Here is a 15,140-nt window from a genome sequence, read left to right as displayed (position 1 = left end):
TGTCCTGGGCGGCGCCGCGTTTTCATCGCGGTCAGCGCGCCATGAACATCTGCAGCGTCAGCAGAATGCCGTATGCACCAATCAAGCTGAAAAATGACAGCCCGTAGGCGATCAAACCTTTGCGTTTTTTGATCTTGACGGCGTCGGTCTCGATCCGGGTTACCGAGCCCAGCAATGGCAAACCGGTCAATTCGCGCAATACACGCCTGTCGGTAACGGTACGGCGCAGCTGGCTTACCAGAAAAGCCACAACAATGCCTGCGAGTATCCCTGCCAGCGGCACCAGCGAAATCAGCAACGGACGATTCGGCCAGGACGGTTTGAGCGGAACACGCGGCGGGTCGATCACCCGGAAATCCACTACGTCAGTTTTGCTTTCCACTTCACCGGACAGACTCGCCGTCTCGCTGCGCGCCAACATGGCGGCGTAGTTTTGCTTATACATCCCATAATCGCGCGTCAGCTGGGTGTACTCTGCCTCAACATCGAGCGAGCTGTCCACGGCCCGTTTGAGCTGATTAAGGCGGCTCTGATATTCGTCCACCCTTGCCTTGAGGGAAGCCACCGTGGCATCTGCCTCGGCAATGGCGATGGTCAATTGTTGGTAGACCGGGTTCTGTGCACGGCCACTGCCATTGTTCTTGATGGTTTTGGCCTCCTGTTTTTTCTGCGCCTCCAGTTCCTTGATGAGGCGCTTGGTAGACACGATATCAGGATGCAGCTCGGTATAGGTGAGACGCAGGGTATCCAGATTTTTTTGCAATGACTGGATACGCGCATCCAGCTCCGGATTGCTTTGCGTCTGTATCGCTGCGGCGGAAATCTCCGGCTCTTCATCGGCCAACTGGCGTTTGAGCTGGTCGCGGCGGTCGGTGGCTTCACGCAAATCCAGTTCCGCCTGACGCAACGCGGTCGAGGTTGCGGACAGCTTGGCGTAGTAGTCGCCACCTTCTCCAGGCATCAGGCCCATGTGTTTGCGCTTGAACTCCTTCATGGCGTTCTCGGTATCGATGAGTTTTTGCTCGTAGACCTTGAGCTGCTCATCAATAAATTTCCGGGAAGATGAAAGGTCCTTGCGGGTTTTTCCCAGACTGCTTTCGACGAAGATGGTCAATAATGCCTGCACCACGCGTTTGGCCAGTTCCGGGTGCTCATTCTGGTACGCGATGGTGTAGAGATTCGCTCCCGTATTGGACGCCTCCAGCTTGATCTGGCTGGCCAGACCATCCAGCATGGCCTCGGTCTGCTGCGGCGTCTTGGCCTTGATGTCCATGTCGGTCATGCGCGCAACCTTTTCCAGGTTGGGGCGGCTTACCAGGGTGCGCGTCATCAGCCGGATTTGCTGGTCAACATTGGGCTCGACAGTAAGCCCGCTGAGCAGCGGCTTGAGCAGGGTTTGGGTATCCACATAGACGCGCGCGGAAGCCTCAAACCGGCTGGGGAGGGTATATACCCAGAACCAGCCCGCAATCGAGACTACCCAGGCAACGATGACAATGTACCAGCGACGATGCCAGGTCGCCCGTACATAGCCCATCAACTGGTTTAACAGCTCATCCATGTTTCCCCCTACAGTTTTTCAGAAGTTCGTGGCAACTGAAAATTATTATCAGAAAAAGCTTTCCGGGATCACCAGCACATCGCCCGGGAGAATTGGCACATCGGCGCTGATATCGCCGCCGTTGACCAGATCGTCCAGACGCACTCCCAGACGCTTCTGTTTGCCGTCCACGGTACGCAAGATATAAGCCTTGTTGCCTGCCGCGAAATCGGTAATACCGCCCACATCGATCATCAGGTCAATCAGGCTCATGTGTTCGCGGTAGTTCAGCGCCTGCGGCTTGGTCGCCTGACCGATCACCCGAACCTGCTGGCTGAACGGACCAATACCGCCCGCCACCACCACTGTCACGATCGGTTCCTGAATATATTTGGACAGCGCTTTTTCGAGGTCGCGCGCCAACTGGGTCGGCGTTTTGCCGCTGGCGGGCATATCTTCCACCAGGTGCATGGTCATTTTGCCGTCAGGACGCACAGGAAAAGTGCCGGAGACTTCAGGATTACGCCAGACAAAAACACTGACACTGTCGCCGGGCCCGATCAGATAATTCCAGTCAGCCTGTTTGCCTGTCTGTGCTGGCGCCATTGGATAATTCGTTGCACATCCTGACAGGCCCATCAGCACAGCCAGCAATATCATCCACCGGAAAGAAATCAGGGGTTTGATTGCGTTCACGGTATTCCTCCCACTTATCAATTAGTTAAAAGTTTCGCAAAGCATTATGCCATAGGTGCCAAACGCGCAATTCTTTAAAACGACTGTTGCTGCAGTGAGCATGCCATACGCAGTGAGTCGTATCATAAGCACATTCCAGGCCAAACATCGATATATTTACTTATCAATCAGTTAGCATTTTTATGTACGTAATCAGCGCATGTCAGCGACGATGCGCATTACACACCCGTCGAGGTACCAACAGCCAGGTTACAGGCCAGCGCGCCTGAGCATACCCATGTGCAGCCACTACGCACATCATCCAAAAGTGATAGCGGCTGACATTCGTGGCCTTCAGTCCATGCGATCCATACCGGCGGCCTGCAATGCCGCCTGGCGCTGTAAACATTGCGGACAATGCCCGCATGGCTTGGCATAACCCAACAGACAGCTATATGTATCGCTTAAATTTATACCCAGTTTGAAAGCAAGTTCTATCACCTGTACTTTATTCAGTTCAGCCAGCGGCGTGTACACTGCAATATTACCCAGACTGCGCGCCATATTGCTGAAGCGCTGCACAAACAGCGGCGACGCGCCCGGATAGGCGCCCGCGTCATCGCGATTGAGCGCCAGATGCAGGCATGTGGCGCCGATTTGCGTGGCATAGCTCATCCCCAGCGCCAGCGCCACCAGATTGCGATGCGGCAGGGGCACGTGCAGGCGTTGCGTCTGCCCGGCGCGAAAAGCGTCTCCCACCGCCGCCATATCCAGCCGTTGCAGCGGCACACCCAGTGCATTGCTGTGAATGCTCGCGGCACGCAGCTCCTCGCGGCCGGCACGTTGGCCATAGTCAATGAACAGTGCGTGCAGCGGTGCACCCTCACTGTGCTTGAGATGCAGAAGGGTCACGCTATCGATGCCGCCGGAGAGCAGGACAAGTTCGGTCATGACGAGGATGCTACACTATCCACCCGCAACAGGAGGCACGTGCATGTCCACCGATAGCATTGAGCAACTACAGGCCGAGATTCGCCGCTTTGCCGAAGATCGCGACTGGCAGCCGTTTCATACGCCGAAAAATCTGGTCATGGCGCTGGCGGTAGAGGCCGCCGAGCTGATGGAACATTTCCAGTGGGCCACCCCGCAACAGAGTCAGCACCCGGACCCTGCCAGGCTGGCTGCCGTCGGCGAGGAAATGAGCGACGTGCTGATTTATCTGGTGCGCCTGGCGGATGTGCTTGAACTGGATCTGCTTGCCGCCGCGCGCGCCAAACTCATCCACAACGGGCAAAAATATCCCGCCGCTGCAGCGCGCGGCAACGCCAGAAAATACACCGAACTCGCGCAGGATCCCCAATCATGAGCTACTACAAGCACCACGTTTTTTTCTGTACCAACCAGCGCGATGACGGCGCCAGATGCTGCGGCGCATCCGGCGGTCAGGCCATGCGCGACTACGCCAAAAAGAAAATCAAGGCGCTGGACCTCAATGGCGAAGGCAAGTGCCGTATCAACAGTGCCGGCTGCATGGATCGCTGCAGTGAAGGACCGGTGCTGGTGGTGTATCCGGAAGGCACCTGGTACACCTTTGTGGACGAACAGGACATTGACGAAATCATTGAACGGCACCTGCAACATGGCCAGATCGTCGAGCGATTGAAAATCTGACGTGAAGCGCTCCAGACTCCGTATCAAGACCGCCATCGGCAACGTGGAGACCGTGGTCAACGACCCCGGCAGCCAGCGGCGCGGCCTGGCGTTCATCGCGCATCCTCATCCGCTGCACGGCGGCACCCTGGACAACAAGGTAGTGCAGACCCTGGCGCAGACCTGCCACGATCAAGGCTATGTTGCGGTGCGCCCGAATTTTCGCGGCGTCGGCGGCAGCGACGGTGTCTACGATGGCGGCATCGGTGAAACCGAAGACATGCTGGCGGTGATTGAATTCGTGCGCGGCCATTACGACCTCGCCCTGCCCGTGCTGCTGGCCGGCTTCTCGTTCGGCGCTTATGTGCAGCACCGCGTGGCGCAGCGTATCGCCGTCCGCAAGCTGATCCTGATCGGCCCTGCCGTGAACCTCTACGAATTCAGTTGCGTGCCCCCCGCGACCACCATCATCCACGGCGAAACCGATGAACTGGTACCGCTGGCTGCTGCGCAAGCCTGGGCGCAGGCCTGCGGCACGCATATCGAAATCATCTGCGGCACCGGGCACTTCTTTCATGGCAAGCTGGCCGAACTCAAATCGGCGGCGCTGGCGGCATGTCACTCATAAGCGTGCGCAGTCTTGGCAAACGGTATGGCGACACCGCAGTGGTACGCGGGCTCAATCTCGACATTCATGCGGGCGAATGCTTCGGCCTGCTGGGGCCCAACGGCGCCGGCAAAACCACCACGCTGAAAATGCTGCTCGGGCTGATCGCGCCAGATGACGGCACGATCGAGATCCTGGGTGAGCCGGTGCCGCTACGCGGCCGTGAGGCGCGCATCCGCATCGGCGTGGTGCCGCAGATGGACAATCTCGACCCGGATTTTTCCGTGGCGGAAAATCTGCTGGTGTACGGGCGTTATTTCGGCATCAGCGACATGCTGATCCACAGCCGCATCCCGGCGTTGCTGGAATTTGCCGGACTGATGAGCAAGGCGGATGCGAAAATCACCACGCTATCGGGCGGCATGAAGCGGCGCCTGACGCTGGCGCGCGCGCTGATCAATGATCCGGAGCTGATCGTGCTGGACGAGCCCACCACCGGCCTCGACCCGCAGGCGCGACATGTGATCTGGCAGGGTTTGCGGCGGCTGATTGCGCAGGGCAAGACCATCCTGCTCACCACCCATTTCATGGAGGAAGCCGAGCGCCTGTGCGACCGGCTGGTGATTCTCGACCATGGTGCGGCCATTGCCGCGGGCAGCCCGCGTGAGATGATTGCCGCCGAGATCGAACCCAGTGTGATCGAAATTTACGGCGAGGGCGTAGCCGAGTGGGGCAGCACCCACGCCAAGGCGCTGTGCGCGCGCCATGAAATCACCGGTGAAACGCTGTTTTGCTATACCCATGACGGCACCGGGCTACTCGCCCGGCTGCATGCACAAAACAGCCTGCGCTACCTGCACCGGCCATCCAACCTGGAAGACGTGTTTTTGAAATTTACCGGACGCGAGCTGCGTGATTCATGATTGCAGCCACAATGAACATTCAACACTTTTCCCCGCCTCGCCTATCGCTGCGCTTCATCCCGGTATGGCGGCGCAACTTTCTGGTATGGAAAAAACTCGCCGGACCCAGCATCCTCGGCAACCTGGCCGATCCCATGCTCTATATGCTCGGCTTTGGCTACGGCCTGGGCAGCCTGATGCCGGAGGTAGGCGGCGCGCGTTACATCACGTTTCTGGCGGCCGGCACCATCTGCTACTCGACCATGAACAGCGCCACCTTCGAGGTGCTCTACTCCGGCTTCTCGCGCATGCATGTACAAAAAACCTGGGATGCCATCCTCAACGCTCCGCTCAATCTGGACGACGTGATGCTGGCCGAGCTGGTATGGGGCGCATCGAAGAGCCTGTTGTCCGGGCTCGCCATTGTGGCGGTGATCTGGGTCATGGGACTGCAGCAAAGCTGGCTGCTCAGCCTGTGGGTACTGCCGGTGGTCATCCTCATCGGCCTGACTTTCTCCGCGATGGGGCTGGTGATAACCGCGCTGGCGCCCAGCTACGATTTTTTCATGTACTACTTCACCCTGGTGATTACGCCGATGGTACTGCTGTGCGGCGTGTTCTACCCGGTGGACCGGCTGCCGGATTTTCTCCAGATTGCAGCCGCCTGGCTGCCGCTGTCTCACGCCATCGACCTGGTGCGCCCGCTGATCCTCGGCCACATCCCGGCGCATATCGCCGGGCATGTGGGGGCACTGGTCGCATGGGGTCTGCTGAGCTACTGGCTGGCGCTGGGATTCACCCGCCGCCGACTGCTGAAATAGCCCCCGCCCTTGCCAGCCCGACCGCGGAGTGCGCCTGAGCCAGCCCGGCGGCGCCAGGCGAGCTGCTTTACTTTCAAGCCCGCGCCGACCCGCGACACGCCTTCCGGCATCCTCAACTCCGCTGCCGGCAACCCGGGATTCCCGCATCAGCGCAGCGCCGGCCGGCGCTTCCACGAATCCCCGCTGGAGAGCTACCGCAAGCTCGGCCATTACTTCGCCGCACGGGTTTTCGACGATGCCTGCCGGGAAATGCCCGGCAACGATTACAATACGGAAAAAAGACCTTCCCCAGCACAACCGGGCCGGGCTGTTTCAAACTCTGCGGGCACGCGCTGACACCGCTTTCCGCAAACAAAACGGGCAATAACCAACACATGGCATCCCACGCACTCGAAGGCTGGCTGGAAGAAAAACGCTCGGTGTATCTGTACCGGGCCGTGGCCGCGGCCGAATCCGGCACACCGCGTCAAACCCTGTTCAACGAGCTGGCCGCGGCCGCGGAGGGGCAGGCACGCCTGTGGGCCGCGGAAATCCGCAAGCAAGGAGGCACCCCACCCGCCGCCTATCATCCCGATATGCGCACCCGGCTGGTGGCATGGCTGCTACACCGGCTGGGCACGCACGCCATGCGCCACATCCTGGCGGCAATGAAAGTGCGCGGCATGTCGCTGTATTTCAAGCCTGGTGCCACACACGGCATGCCTACCACGCTGGCCGAGGTAGGCAAGCGCCACCAGGGGCACGGCGGCAACGGCAACCTGCGCGCGGCCGTGTTCGGCATCAACGACGGGCTGGTGTCCAACGCCAGCCTGATTCTGGGCGTGGCCGGGGCGGCAGCCAATAGCCAGACCATACTGCTGACGGGTGTGGCGGGTTTGCTGGCCGGCGCATTTTCGATGGCGGCGGGAGAGTATATTTCGATGCGTTCGCAGCGCGAAATGTTTGAATACCAGATCGGTCTCGAGCGTGAAGAACTCGACCAGTACCCGCAGGAAGAAGCCGCCGAACTGGCGCTGATTTACGCCGCCAAGGGCATTCCCGAGGCCGAGGCGAAAAAACTCGCGGATACGCTCATCGCCGATCCGGCACGGGCACTGGATGCGCTGGCACGCGAGGAACTGGGGCTCAACCCGGATGAACTGGGCTCGCCATGGGGCGCGGCAATTTCCTCATTCATTTCGTTTTGCGCCGGGGCGGCCATTCCGCTGGCGCCCTTTCTCATCACCAGCGGCAATCCGGCGCTGCTGGTGGCGGTGGTACTGACTGCTGCGTCGTTGTTTGCGGTGGGTTCCACACTGAGCCTGTTCACCGGCCGCCATGCCATTCTGGGCGGCCTGCGCATGTTGGCAATCGGCGGCGCGGCGGGGGCTGCGACTTACTTCATCGGCAGGCTGATGGGAGTGAGTTTGGGTTGATTCCGGTTCTCTAAAAACGATCATAAAATTTTCAGAGTATTTAACCTAAAAACCGTAGTAGACCGCTCATTTCCCTCATGAGAGCCGCATGAATACTGAGTGTTCCGCCTTCGTTCGCATTCACCTTCTGGGTGACATCGCTACGCGCCCGCCGGTACGTCCGGTCGCGCGCCTGCCTTTGTCGCGCCTCGTTGCAGGCCCCGGCCTGGCGGCAACAGCTTGCTCCGGCTCTTGCCGGCAGGCATCTGTATCCGTTGATGTATATTGTACCCACAAATGGGGCGCATGCCTGAATATCGCCGCAATCAGGCGGCACGCTTTTTCGCGGCGGACGCGTTATCTTTCAGGCTGTCGCGCAAGCGCTTGCCCTCGTCCAGCAGGTAGCGCTGATAGTCATCCAGATCGCCATCAAATGGCTCCACGCCGCCGCGCGTGACCAGCCAGAATTCGTCGCAGACGGCACGCAGCAGGGCGCGGTCGTGGCTGACCAGCATGACCGTGCCTTCAAATTCGTTGAGCGCCATGGCGAGCGCCTCGCGCGTGGCAAGGTCGAGGTGGTTGGTCGGCTCGTCCAGCAATAACAGATTGGGGCGCTGCCACACGATCATGCACAGCACCAGCCGCGCTTTTTCGCCGCCGCTCATGGTGCCCACGGCTTGCTTGACCATGTCGCCGCTAAAGTTGAAGGTGCCTAAAAAGCTGCGCAGGTCCTGTTCGCGGGCGTTGCCGCGGCCATTGGCGGCGGTTTCCTTTACCAGCCGTATCATGTGCTCCAGCGGGGTGTCTGTCGGGCGCAGCACGTCCAGTTCCTGCTGCGCAAAGTAGCCGATATTCAGCCCGCGTCCCTCGGTAAGCTCACCGCCGGTGGCCGCCAGCGTGCGCGCCACGGTTTTCACCAGGGTCGATTTGCCCTGCCCGTTGGCGCCCAGAATGCCGATGCGCTGAGCGGCGAATACCGAGCGGCTGACGTTTTGCACGATCACTGTTGACGGCGTCCCGGCAGGCGCATCCGCAGGTGGCGGATAGCCGCAGCTGACGTCCTGCATCGCCAGCATCGGGTTGGGCAGGAAGGCGGGCTCCTTGAACTCGAAGGTGAAGTCGGCACTGGCCAGCAGCGGTGCCAAGCGCTCCATGCGATCCAATGCCTTGACCCGGCTTTGCGCCTGCCTGGCCTTGCTGGCCTTGGCTTTGAAACGGTCGATGAACTTTTGCAAGTGGGCGATTTTGTCTTGCTGTTTGGCAAACGCCGCCTGTTGCAGCGCCATTTGCTCTGCGCGCATGTCTTCAAATGTGCTGTAGTTGCCGCCGTAGCGGGTAAGCTGCGCGTTGTCGATATGCAGCGTCACCAGCGTCACCGAATCCAGAAACTCCCTGTCGTGGCTGATCACCACCATGGTGCCTGTGTAGCGTTTGAGCCACGCTTCCAGCCATACCAGCGCATCCAGATCCAGGTGGTTGGTGGGTTCGTCCAGCAACAGCAAATCAGACGGACACATCAGCGCCCGCGCCAGTTGCAGGCGCATGCGCCAGCCGCCGGAAAAGCTGTTGACCGGGTTATCCAGCTCGCTGGTTTTGAAGCCCAGCCCGAGGATGAGTGCCTGCGCGCGCGCCTGCGCATCGTGCGCGCCCGCGTCGTACAGTGCCATGTACGCATGTGCCATGCGCTCGCCATCCTCGCTTGCCTCTGCGGCGTCCACCTCGGCTTGCGCCGCTGCCAGCGCCGTGTCGCCCTCGATCACGAAGTCGGTCGCGCTGCGCCCGGTCTCGGGCATATCCTGCGCCACCTGCGCCATGCGCCACTGCGCGGGCATGGAAAAGTCGCCTTTGTCTTCATGCAGGGTGCCGTTGAGCAGCGCAAACAGCGTGGATTTGCCCGCGCCGTTGCGCCCCACCAGGCCGATCTTTTCGCCGGGATTCAGGGTGACGGATGCGTTATCCAGCAGCACCTTGGAACTGCGCCGCAAGCTGAGGTTTTTAAGGATGATCATGGGTAGGGTTTACCAGCCTGTTTGGGGAGTGCGCGCAATAAAAACGGGGCCAGATGCCCCGTGATTCATTGCGCAGATTGATGCCTATAGTACTTGTTTCAGCGACGACAGGCAGTAATCAATATTTTCCGTGCGGCTGGCATGCCCCATCAGGCCGAAGCGCCATACCTTGCCCGCCAGGTCGCCCAGACCTGCACCGATTTCCAGATTGAATTCGTTGAGCAGGCGGGTACGCGCGGCGGCGTCGTCCACGCCTGCGGGGATATACACGGTATTCAATTGCGGCAGGCGGTAATGCTGGTCCACTACGAATTTCAGCCCCAGGACCTCGAAGCCGTCACGCAGCATTTCGTGATTGTGGGCGTGACGCGCCCAGCTGTTTTCGATGCCCTCCTCGGCCAGCATGACCAGTGCTTCGTGCAGGCCATAGAGGGGGTTGACCGGCGCCGTATGGTGATAAGTGCGCCTGCCCGCGCTGCCCCAATAACCCAGCACCAGGTTGAGATCGAGGAACCAGCTCTGTACCGGAGTTTTGCGCGCCTTGAGCCTGGCGATGGCGCGTTCGCTGAAAGTCACAGGAGAGAGGCCGGGCGTGCACGACAGGCACTTCTGGCTGCCAGAATACACCGCGTCGAGTTCCCATTCGTCCACCATCAGCGGGATGCCTGCCAGCGAGGTGACGGCATCGACGATGGCCAGGGCGCCGTATTTGTGCGCAATGGCGGCCAATGCCTGCGCGTCGGAGCGCGCGCCGGTCGAGGTCTCGGCATGGACAAATGCCAGCACCCTGGCGTCCGGGTTGGCGGCAAAGGCTTCTTCCACCTTGACGGTATCCACCGGCGCACCCCAGGCATCGTCCACCACCACCGGCACGCCGCCGGTACGTTTCACGTTCTCCAGCATGCGCCCGCCGAATACGCCGTTCCTGCATACGATGACTTTATCGCCCGGTTCCACCAGGTTCACAACGCACATCTCCATCCCCGCCGAGCCAGGCGCGGACACCGGCATGGTGAGCGCGTTTTCAGTCTGGAATGCGTAACGCAGCAACGCCTTCATCTGTTCCATCATGTCCACGAAAGCCGGGTCAAGGTGGCCGATGGTGGGGCGTGCCATGGCGTCGAGAATGCGCTGGGGTACGTCGGAGGGGCCAGGCCCCATCAGGGTGCGGCGCGGCGGGATAAAGGAAGGGATATTCGGTTTTTGCATAATTGACCTGTGGATTCTCGGAAAGTTGACAAAAAGTGGGGGGCACGTAACCTGAGCGCCGAATTCTAACCTAACTGGCGCCATGCAAATACCATGCTAATCATGGGGTTGTTAATTGATGCAGTTGACACCGCGACAGGGGGCAAGCTAGCTTGGACCAATACGAGCGGAGAAGTGACAACCATGCGCTAGCAGGAAGAGCGGCGTGGAAGAAACCATGAACTTGAAAAAAGCCGTTAGCCGGAGACACTTCCCCGGGGTCGTTTTTTGTCTTTCCATTTTTGCCTTTTGCCTTCCCCATGTTCCCGCGGTTAGTGCCAATTTCAGGATTAACAGTATGAAAAAATTCACGCTATTTTGCATGGCTTTTCTGAGCGCGCTAACCAGTACTTTTGCGCTGGCAGACGCGACTCCAGTGAAGGGTATTGCCCCTGCCGGCGCTATTCAGGATGTGTGTCATCCCCATCCCGAACCTGGCCAAAACCAGTACATTGCCGGCTACGGCAGCTTGCTGGAAAAAGCGTCGCGGCAGCGCACCGTGCCGAATGCTGGCGCAGCAGTACCGGTGCGCGTGCAGGGATTTCGGCGCGCCTGGATTGCGCAAGGTTCGCCCACTGGCTTCAGTACCACATTTTTAGGGGTGTCGATGGATGCGCGCTCCCGAATGAATGCCGTACTCTTTGCCCTGCCGGATGAAACTGCAATCTCCGCCATGGACAGGCGGGAGAATGGCTATTGCCGGGTCAAAATCAGCGCAGCGCAAATCACCGCGCTGGATAAATCTCCGATCCAGCCAGGAGAACGCTGGATTTACGTGAACAAGCCGCAAAATACTGCGCCACCTTCGAGAACCTACCCCATCGTTCAGTCATACGTGGATGTGTTTCTTTCAGGGTGCCTGGAAGTCGAGCGGGCGTTTCAACTGGAAGGTTTCGCACGCGAATGCATCGTCACCACGCATGGCTGGTCAAGCCACTGGGTGAATGATCGCATTTATCCGCGCCGCCCTTTTATTTACCAGCCAAACGCAGGCGCGATCGATGCGTTGCTGAAGCGCGAACTGCCGCTCCGTTTCCGCTCGATCCGGATCGAGTGAACACCGCTATAACCCTGATGCCCTCACCACAGGGGGCTCGGGGAAAACCATGCGATACCATGATTTAAGATGTATCCCTGCGTGCTCGCCGTGATTTTTCCAGAATAACCGGCGGCAGAGTCAGGCAGGCGGTGATTGCATCAATGGCCGCATCGCCGTCAACAAGCTGGAGAACAGCTTGGGATGCGCCTTTTCCTGCTCGGCCAGCAGCAGTTTCATGCTTTGGCGCTGCATCGGCATGGAGAAGCACGCCGGGCAGTTTTCGGGGACCACGGGCAGCGCGGCATGTTTGGCGAAAGCGGCGGTCTGGCGTTCACGCACATACACGAACGGCCGGATCACGCGCACATCGCCGGCGTCGTTGGTGTAGTGCGCCTGCATGGTGCGCAGCTTGCCGCCGAAGAAGGCGGACATCAGAAAGGTTTCGGCCAGGTCGTCCAGATGCTGCGCCAGCGCCAGCACGCTGTAGGCGTTTTCGCGTGCCACGCGGTAGAGTATGCCGCGGCGCATGCGCGAACAGTAGGCGCAGAACGAGTCGCCGTCCATATTGCGTTTGGCTTCTTCCAGTACCGGCTGGCTTTCAAAAAAATACGGCACGCCCAGTCCCGCCAGGTAGGGTTTCAGCACGCCGGGGTCGTAGTCCGGCGATTGCGGGTCCACGGTGCAGGCGGCAAGTTCGAATTTCACCGGCGCGCGGCGTTGCAGATCGAGCAGCACATGCAGCAGCGACAGCGAATCCTTGCCGCCGGAGATGCCCAGCAGGATACGGTCGCCGTCACGGATCATGGCAAAGTCGCCGATTGCGCGGCCTGCTGCGGAGAGCAGCGAACGCGGTGGTTTGACGGGCTGGATGGTAGGTTCGGTCATTTTCTTGAAAATCTTTTAGCCCCACAGAGAACACGGAGCGAATCGGCGTTTGCTGACAAGCCACTTCGGTCGCCCAGAATACGAGTGGCTTGCCAAAATAAAGGGTTTTCTCTGTGATCTCTGTGGCAAAAGGGACTCATCATTTTGGCTCGTGGAATTGCAGGCGATGCAAATGGGCGTAAGCGCCGTTTTTATCCAGCAGTTCGCGGTGGCTGCCGATCTCGATAATACGCCCCTGCTGCATCACGGCAATACGGTCGGCATTCTCGATGGTGGACAGGCGGTGCGCGATGACCAGCGTGGTGCGGCCCTGCATCAGGGCTTCCAGCGCGGCCTGGACGTGGCGCTCGGACTGGGTATCGAGCGCCGAAGTAGCCTCGTCGAGGATCAGCACCGGTGCGTCTTTCAGCAGCGCGCGCGCGATGGCGATACGCTGGCGCTGACCGCCGGAGAGCTTGACGCCGTTCTCACCGACCATGGTTTGCAGGCCGTGCGGCTGCTCGCAGATGAACTCCATGGCGTGGGCGGCCTCGGCGGCACGGATGATGTGCGCTGCAGTTGCCCCGGCCTGGGCGCCATAGGCGATATTGGCGGCGATGCTGTCGTTGAACAGCACCACGTCCTGCGATACCAGCGCGATATTGGCGCGCAGGCTGGCCAGCGTGATGTCGGTAATGACCTGGCCGTCGAGCAGAATCTGTCCCGAATCCGGCGTGTAGAAGCGCGGGATGAGATTGACCAGACTGGTCTTGCCGCTGCCCGAGGCGCCGACCAGGGCCACGGTTTCGCCGGGACGAATGGCGAGGTTGATATCGTTGAGCGCCGGGGTGGGCTTGTCCGGGTAGGCCAGGGTAACGTGGCGGAATTCCAGTGCGCCCCGGGCGCGGCCAATCACCTGGCTGCCGGTATCGGTTTCGGTGTCGCGGTCGATCAGCTCGAATACCACTTCCGCCGCGGCCAGACCGCGCTGCAATTGCTCGTTCACCCCGGTGAGCCGTTTCACCGGCCCGAAAATCATCAGCATCGCGATCATGTAGGAGACAAAGCCGCCCACGGTGAGTTCGCCGCGCTGCGCCTGCTGGGTGGCGATGTATACCACCAGCGCCACGCCCAGCGCGGCCACCAGTTGCACCACCGGACCGTTGGCGGCAGCGGCGGAAATGCCTTTCATGAAATAGCGCCGGGCGTTGTTCACCGCCGTGCCGAAGCGCTGCAATTCGTAATCCTGGCCGCCGAATATTTTCACCACCTTGTGCGCGCCGACCGATTCTTCCACCACGTGGGTAATCTCGCCCAGATTCTGCTGCGCCTGGCGATTGATGTTGCGCAGACGGCCGCTGACTGTGCGGATAATGAAAATGGCCAGCGGGGCGATGGCGATAATGATCAGCGTAAGTTTCCAGTTCAGCCACAACAGCCAGCCCAGCAGCCCGGCGATGGCGAGCGTGTCGCGCACCAGCAGCGTCACTGCGCTGGTGGCGGATTGCGTGACCTGGGTGACGTTGAACACGATATGCGCGATCAGCGTGCCGGTGGAGCTGTCATCGTAAAAGCGCGTCGGCATCGCCACCAGCTTGCGGAACATCGCCGTGCGCAAGTCCATCACCAGCCGGCTGCCCACCCAGTTCATGCCATACGTCGCAGCAAAGTCGGCCAGTCCGCGCACCACAAACAGCGCAATCATCACCAGCGGGATGAGCCGGATCATGTCCGGGTCCTTCTGCACGAAACTGCCGTCCAGCAGCGGCTTGAACAGCGCCGGGATGGCCGGCTCGGCCGCCGCGGTCACCGCCATCGCCAGCAGCGCCCCGGCGAACATTTTCCAGTACAGGCGGACGTGGCGCAGCAGGCGCAGGTAGAGGGACAATCCGGTCTTGGGAGGCGAGGTCATAATGCTGTTTTCAGTTTTCGTCCGCCGGCAACGCTGAATCCTTCGCGCTCGTAGAATCCCAGCGTGCGGTCAAATTGGGGCAGTTGTGGCGTGGTCACTTCCAGACGTTTCCATTGTCTGGTATGGCCGAACGTCCTGGCAGCCTGGATCAGCTGTTGCCCGACATGCTGTGAACGCAGTTCCGGACGTACATACAGTTCGGGGATGGTTCCGTAGGCGCCTTCGGCATACAGCGCAAAGCTTTCGCACAAGGTAAGGAATCCGACTTCCGTGCCAGCCGTTGCGTCGCGTGCGACCAGCACATGGTATTTCTCCTGTTCGAGAAATGTCCTGAGTCGAGCCGTGGTTTCTTCCAGGTTGAAATGGAAAGCCTGGTTGCCCGTGGCACGCATGATTTCATTCAGCAACTCGCCCACCATTTCAGCGACGACGGGCGCGTCGGCAGCGCAGGCATGGTCGATGCGGATGGAAGATTTCAT

Annotated in this window: 16 protein-coding genes; 8 read left to right on the top strand and 8 right to left on the bottom strand. The window is 60.1% G+C overall.

From position 1 onward, the window contains the following. Positions 1 to 31: 31 nt before the first annotated feature. From GZH91_RS01160 to GZH91_RS01150, 3 genes are all read right to left on the bottom strand, one after another. Positions 32 to 1,561 carry an XrtA system polysaccharide chain length determinant gene (locus tag GZH91_RS01160; protein WP_147069958.1) on the bottom strand — a complete coding sequence of 510 codons (1,530 nt, stop codon included), beginning with the start codon at positions 1,559 to 1,561 and terminating at the stop codon, positions 32 to 34. 48 nt (positions 1,562 to 1,609) lie between these two features. Next, a complete protein-coding gene (locus tag GZH91_RS01155; RefSeq protein WP_147069989.1) occupies positions 1,610 to 2,200 on the bottom strand; it encodes an XrtA/PEP-CTERM system exopolysaccharide export protein in 591 nt (196 codons plus the stop codon). A gap of 369 nt (positions 2,201 to 2,569) precedes the next feature. Beyond that, positions 2,570 to 3,166 carry a 7-cyano-7-deazaguanine synthase gene (locus GZH91_RS01150; protein WP_147069956.1) on the bottom strand — a complete coding sequence of 199 codons (597 nt, stop codon included), beginning with the start codon at positions 3,164 to 3,166 and terminating at the stop codon, positions 2,570 to 2,572. Between the two features lie 43 nt (positions 3,167 to 3,209). On the opposite strand from GZH91_RS01150, the gene GZH91_RS01145 reads away from it, so the two are divergent. From GZH91_RS01145 to GZH91_RS01115, 7 genes are read left to right on the top strand one after another with little or no spacing between them, the layout of a single operon-like run. Continuing rightward, a complete protein-coding gene (locus tag GZH91_RS01145; RefSeq protein ID WP_147069955.1) occupies positions 3,210 to 3,581 on the top strand; it encodes a nucleotide pyrophosphohydrolase in 372 nt (123 codons plus the stop codon). After that, the gene (locus tag GZH91_RS01140; protein ID WP_147069952.1) at positions 3,578 to 3,886 is read left to right on the top strand and encodes a (2Fe-2S) ferredoxin domain-containing protein; all 309 of its coding nucleotides are present in this window, start codon (positions 3,578 to 3,580) and stop codon (positions 3,884 to 3,886) included. Before GZH91_RS01145 ends, GZH91_RS01140 begins: the two co-directional genes overlap by 4 nt. A 1-nt stretch (position 3,887) precedes the next feature. After that, a complete protein-coding gene (locus GZH91_RS01135; protein ID WP_147069950.1) occupies positions 3,888 to 4,493 on the top strand; it encodes an alpha/beta hydrolase in 606 nt (201 codons plus the stop codon). Beyond that, on the top strand, positions 4,481 to 5,395 hold the full coding sequence (locus GZH91_RS01130) for an ATP-binding cassette domain-containing protein (protein ID WP_147069948.1): 915 nt from the start codon (positions 4,481 to 4,483) through the stop codon (positions 5,393 to 5,395). Before GZH91_RS01135 ends, GZH91_RS01130 begins: the two co-directional genes overlap by 13 nt. An 11-nt stretch (positions 5,396 to 5,406) precedes the next feature. Next, positions 5,407 to 6,195: an ABC transporter permease gene (locus GZH91_RS01125; protein WP_198415356.1), complete on the top strand. Its 789-nt coding sequence runs from the start codon at positions 5,407 to 5,409 to the stop codon at positions 6,193 to 6,195. A 9-nt stretch (positions 6,196 to 6,204) separates the two neighbouring features. Continuing rightward, positions 6,205 to 6,531 carry a hypothetical protein gene (locus tag GZH91_RS01120; protein WP_147069944.1) on the top strand — a complete coding sequence of 109 codons (327 nt, stop codon included), beginning with the start codon at positions 6,205 to 6,207 and terminating at the stop codon, positions 6,529 to 6,531. 38 nt (positions 6,532 to 6,569) lie between these two features. Beyond that, positions 6,570 to 7,610, top strand: a complete 1,041-nt coding sequence (locus GZH91_RS01115) for a VIT1/CCC1 transporter family protein (protein WP_147069942.1) — start codon at positions 6,570 to 6,572, stop codon at positions 7,608 to 7,610. A 305-nt stretch (positions 7,611 to 7,915) separates the two neighbouring features. Here the strand turns inward: GZH91_RS01115 and GZH91_RS01110 are convergent, their stop codons facing one another. Both GZH91_RS01110 and GZH91_RS01105 read right to left on the bottom strand, forming a co-directional pair. After that, positions 7,916 to 9,598: an ABC-F family ATP-binding cassette domain-containing protein gene (locus GZH91_RS01110; RefSeq protein WP_147069898.1), complete on the bottom strand. Its 1,683-nt coding sequence runs from the start codon at positions 9,596 to 9,598 to the stop codon at positions 7,916 to 7,918. An 84-nt stretch (positions 9,599 to 9,682) separates the two neighbouring features. Further along, positions 9,683 to 10,807 (bottom strand): pyridoxal-phosphate-dependent aminotransferase family protein, encoded by a 1,125-nt coding sequence (locus GZH91_RS01105; RefSeq protein ID WP_147069897.1) that lies wholly within the window; start codon positions 10,805 to 10,807, stop codon positions 9,683 to 9,685. Positions 10,808 to 11,144: 337 nt separating this feature from the next. Between GZH91_RS01105 and GZH91_RS01100 the strand changes: the two genes are divergently transcribed. Continuing rightward, positions 11,145 to 11,903 carry a gamma-glutamylcyclotransferase family protein gene (locus GZH91_RS01100; RefSeq protein WP_161984129.1) on the top strand — a complete coding sequence of 253 codons (759 nt, stop codon included), beginning with the start codon at positions 11,145 to 11,147 and terminating at the stop codon, positions 11,901 to 11,903. A gap of 120 nt (positions 11,904 to 12,023) precedes the next feature. Here GZH91_RS01100 and GZH91_RS01095 read toward each other — a convergent pair whose 3' ends face one another. The 3 genes from GZH91_RS01095 to GZH91_RS01085 all read right to left on the bottom strand — a co-directional run bounded on the left by GZH91_RS01095 (position 12,024) and on the right by GZH91_RS01085 (position 15,140). Further along, complete coding sequence (locus tag GZH91_RS01095) at positions 12,024 to 12,770, bottom strand: ATP-binding protein (RefSeq protein WP_147069893.1); 747 nt, start codon at positions 12,768 to 12,770, stop codon at positions 12,024 to 12,026. 139 nt (positions 12,771 to 12,909) lie between these two features. Then, the gene (gene msbA / locus GZH91_RS01090) at positions 12,910 to 14,661 is read right to left on the bottom strand and encodes a lipid A export permease/ATP-binding protein MsbA (protein ID WP_147069891.1); all 1,752 of its coding nucleotides are present in this window, start codon (positions 14,659 to 14,661) and stop codon (positions 12,910 to 12,912) included. Next, positions 14,658 to 15,140, bottom strand: coding sequence for a GNAT family N-acetyltransferase (locus GZH91_RS01085; protein WP_147069889.1), 483 nt, complete (start codon positions 15,138 to 15,140; stop codon positions 14,658 to 14,660). Before GZH91_RS01085 ends, msbA begins: the two co-directional genes overlap by 4 nt.

This window comes from Sulfuriferula plumbiphila (assembly GCF_009938015.1).
GTDB classification, from domain to species: Bacteria; Pseudomonadota; Gammaproteobacteria; order Burkholderiales; family Sulfuriferulaceae; genus Sulfuriferula; species Sulfuriferula plumbiphila.
Note: the sequence above shows the minus strand (reverse complement) of the source record. Positions and strands in the feature narration are given on the sequence as shown.

Coding starts and splice junctions, on each gene's coding strand:
- GZH91_RS01095 (WP_147069893.1), bottom strand. CDS start 12,770: ATGACCGAACCTACCATCCAGCCCGTCAAACCACCGCGTTCGCTGCTC.
- msbA (WP_147069891.1), bottom strand. CDS start 14,661: ATGACCTCGCCTCCCAAGACCGGATTGTCCCTCTACCTGCGCCTGCTG.
- GZH91_RS01085 (WP_147069889.1), bottom strand. CDS start 15,140: ATGAAATCTTCCATCCGCATCGACCATGCCTGCGCTGCCGACGCGCCC.
- GZH91_RS01115 (WP_147069942.1), top strand. CDS start 6,570: ATGGCATCCCACGCACTCGAAGGCTGGCTGGAAGAAAAACGCTCGGTG.
- GZH91_RS01150 (WP_147069956.1), bottom strand. CDS start 3,166: ATGACCGAACTTGTCCTGCTCTCCGGCGGCATCGATAGCGTGACCCTT.
- GZH91_RS01160 (WP_147069958.1), bottom strand. CDS start 1,561: ATGGATGAGCTGTTAAACCAGTTGATGGGCTATGTACGGGCGACCTGG.
- GZH91_RS01105 (WP_147069897.1), bottom strand. CDS start 10,807: ATGCAAAAACCGAATATCCCTTCCTTTATCCCGCCGCGCCGCACCCTG.
- GZH91_RS01155 (WP_147069989.1), bottom strand. CDS start 2,200: ATGATATTGCTGGCTGTGCTGATGGGCCTGTCAGGATGTGCAACGAAT.
- GZH91_RS01110 (WP_147069898.1), bottom strand. CDS start 9,598: ATGATCATCCTTAAAAACCTCAGCTTGCGGCGCAGTTCCAAGGTGCTG.
- GZH91_RS01100 (WP_161984129.1), top strand. CDS start 11,145: ATGAAAAAATTCACGCTATTTTGCATGGCTTTTCTGAGCGCGCTAACC.
- GZH91_RS01125 (WP_198415356.1), top strand. CDS start 5,407: ATGAACATTCAACACTTTTCCCCGCCTCGCCTATCGCTGCGCTTCATC.
- GZH91_RS01130 (WP_147069948.1), top strand. CDS start 4,481: ATGTCACTCATAAGCGTGCGCAGTCTTGGCAAACGGTATGGCGACACC.
- GZH91_RS01145 (WP_147069955.1), top strand. CDS start 3,210: ATGTCCACCGATAGCATTGAGCAACTACAGGCCGAGATTCGCCGCTTT.
- GZH91_RS01140 (WP_147069952.1), top strand. CDS start 3,578: ATGAGCTACTACAAGCACCACGTTTTTTTCTGTACCAACCAGCGCGAT.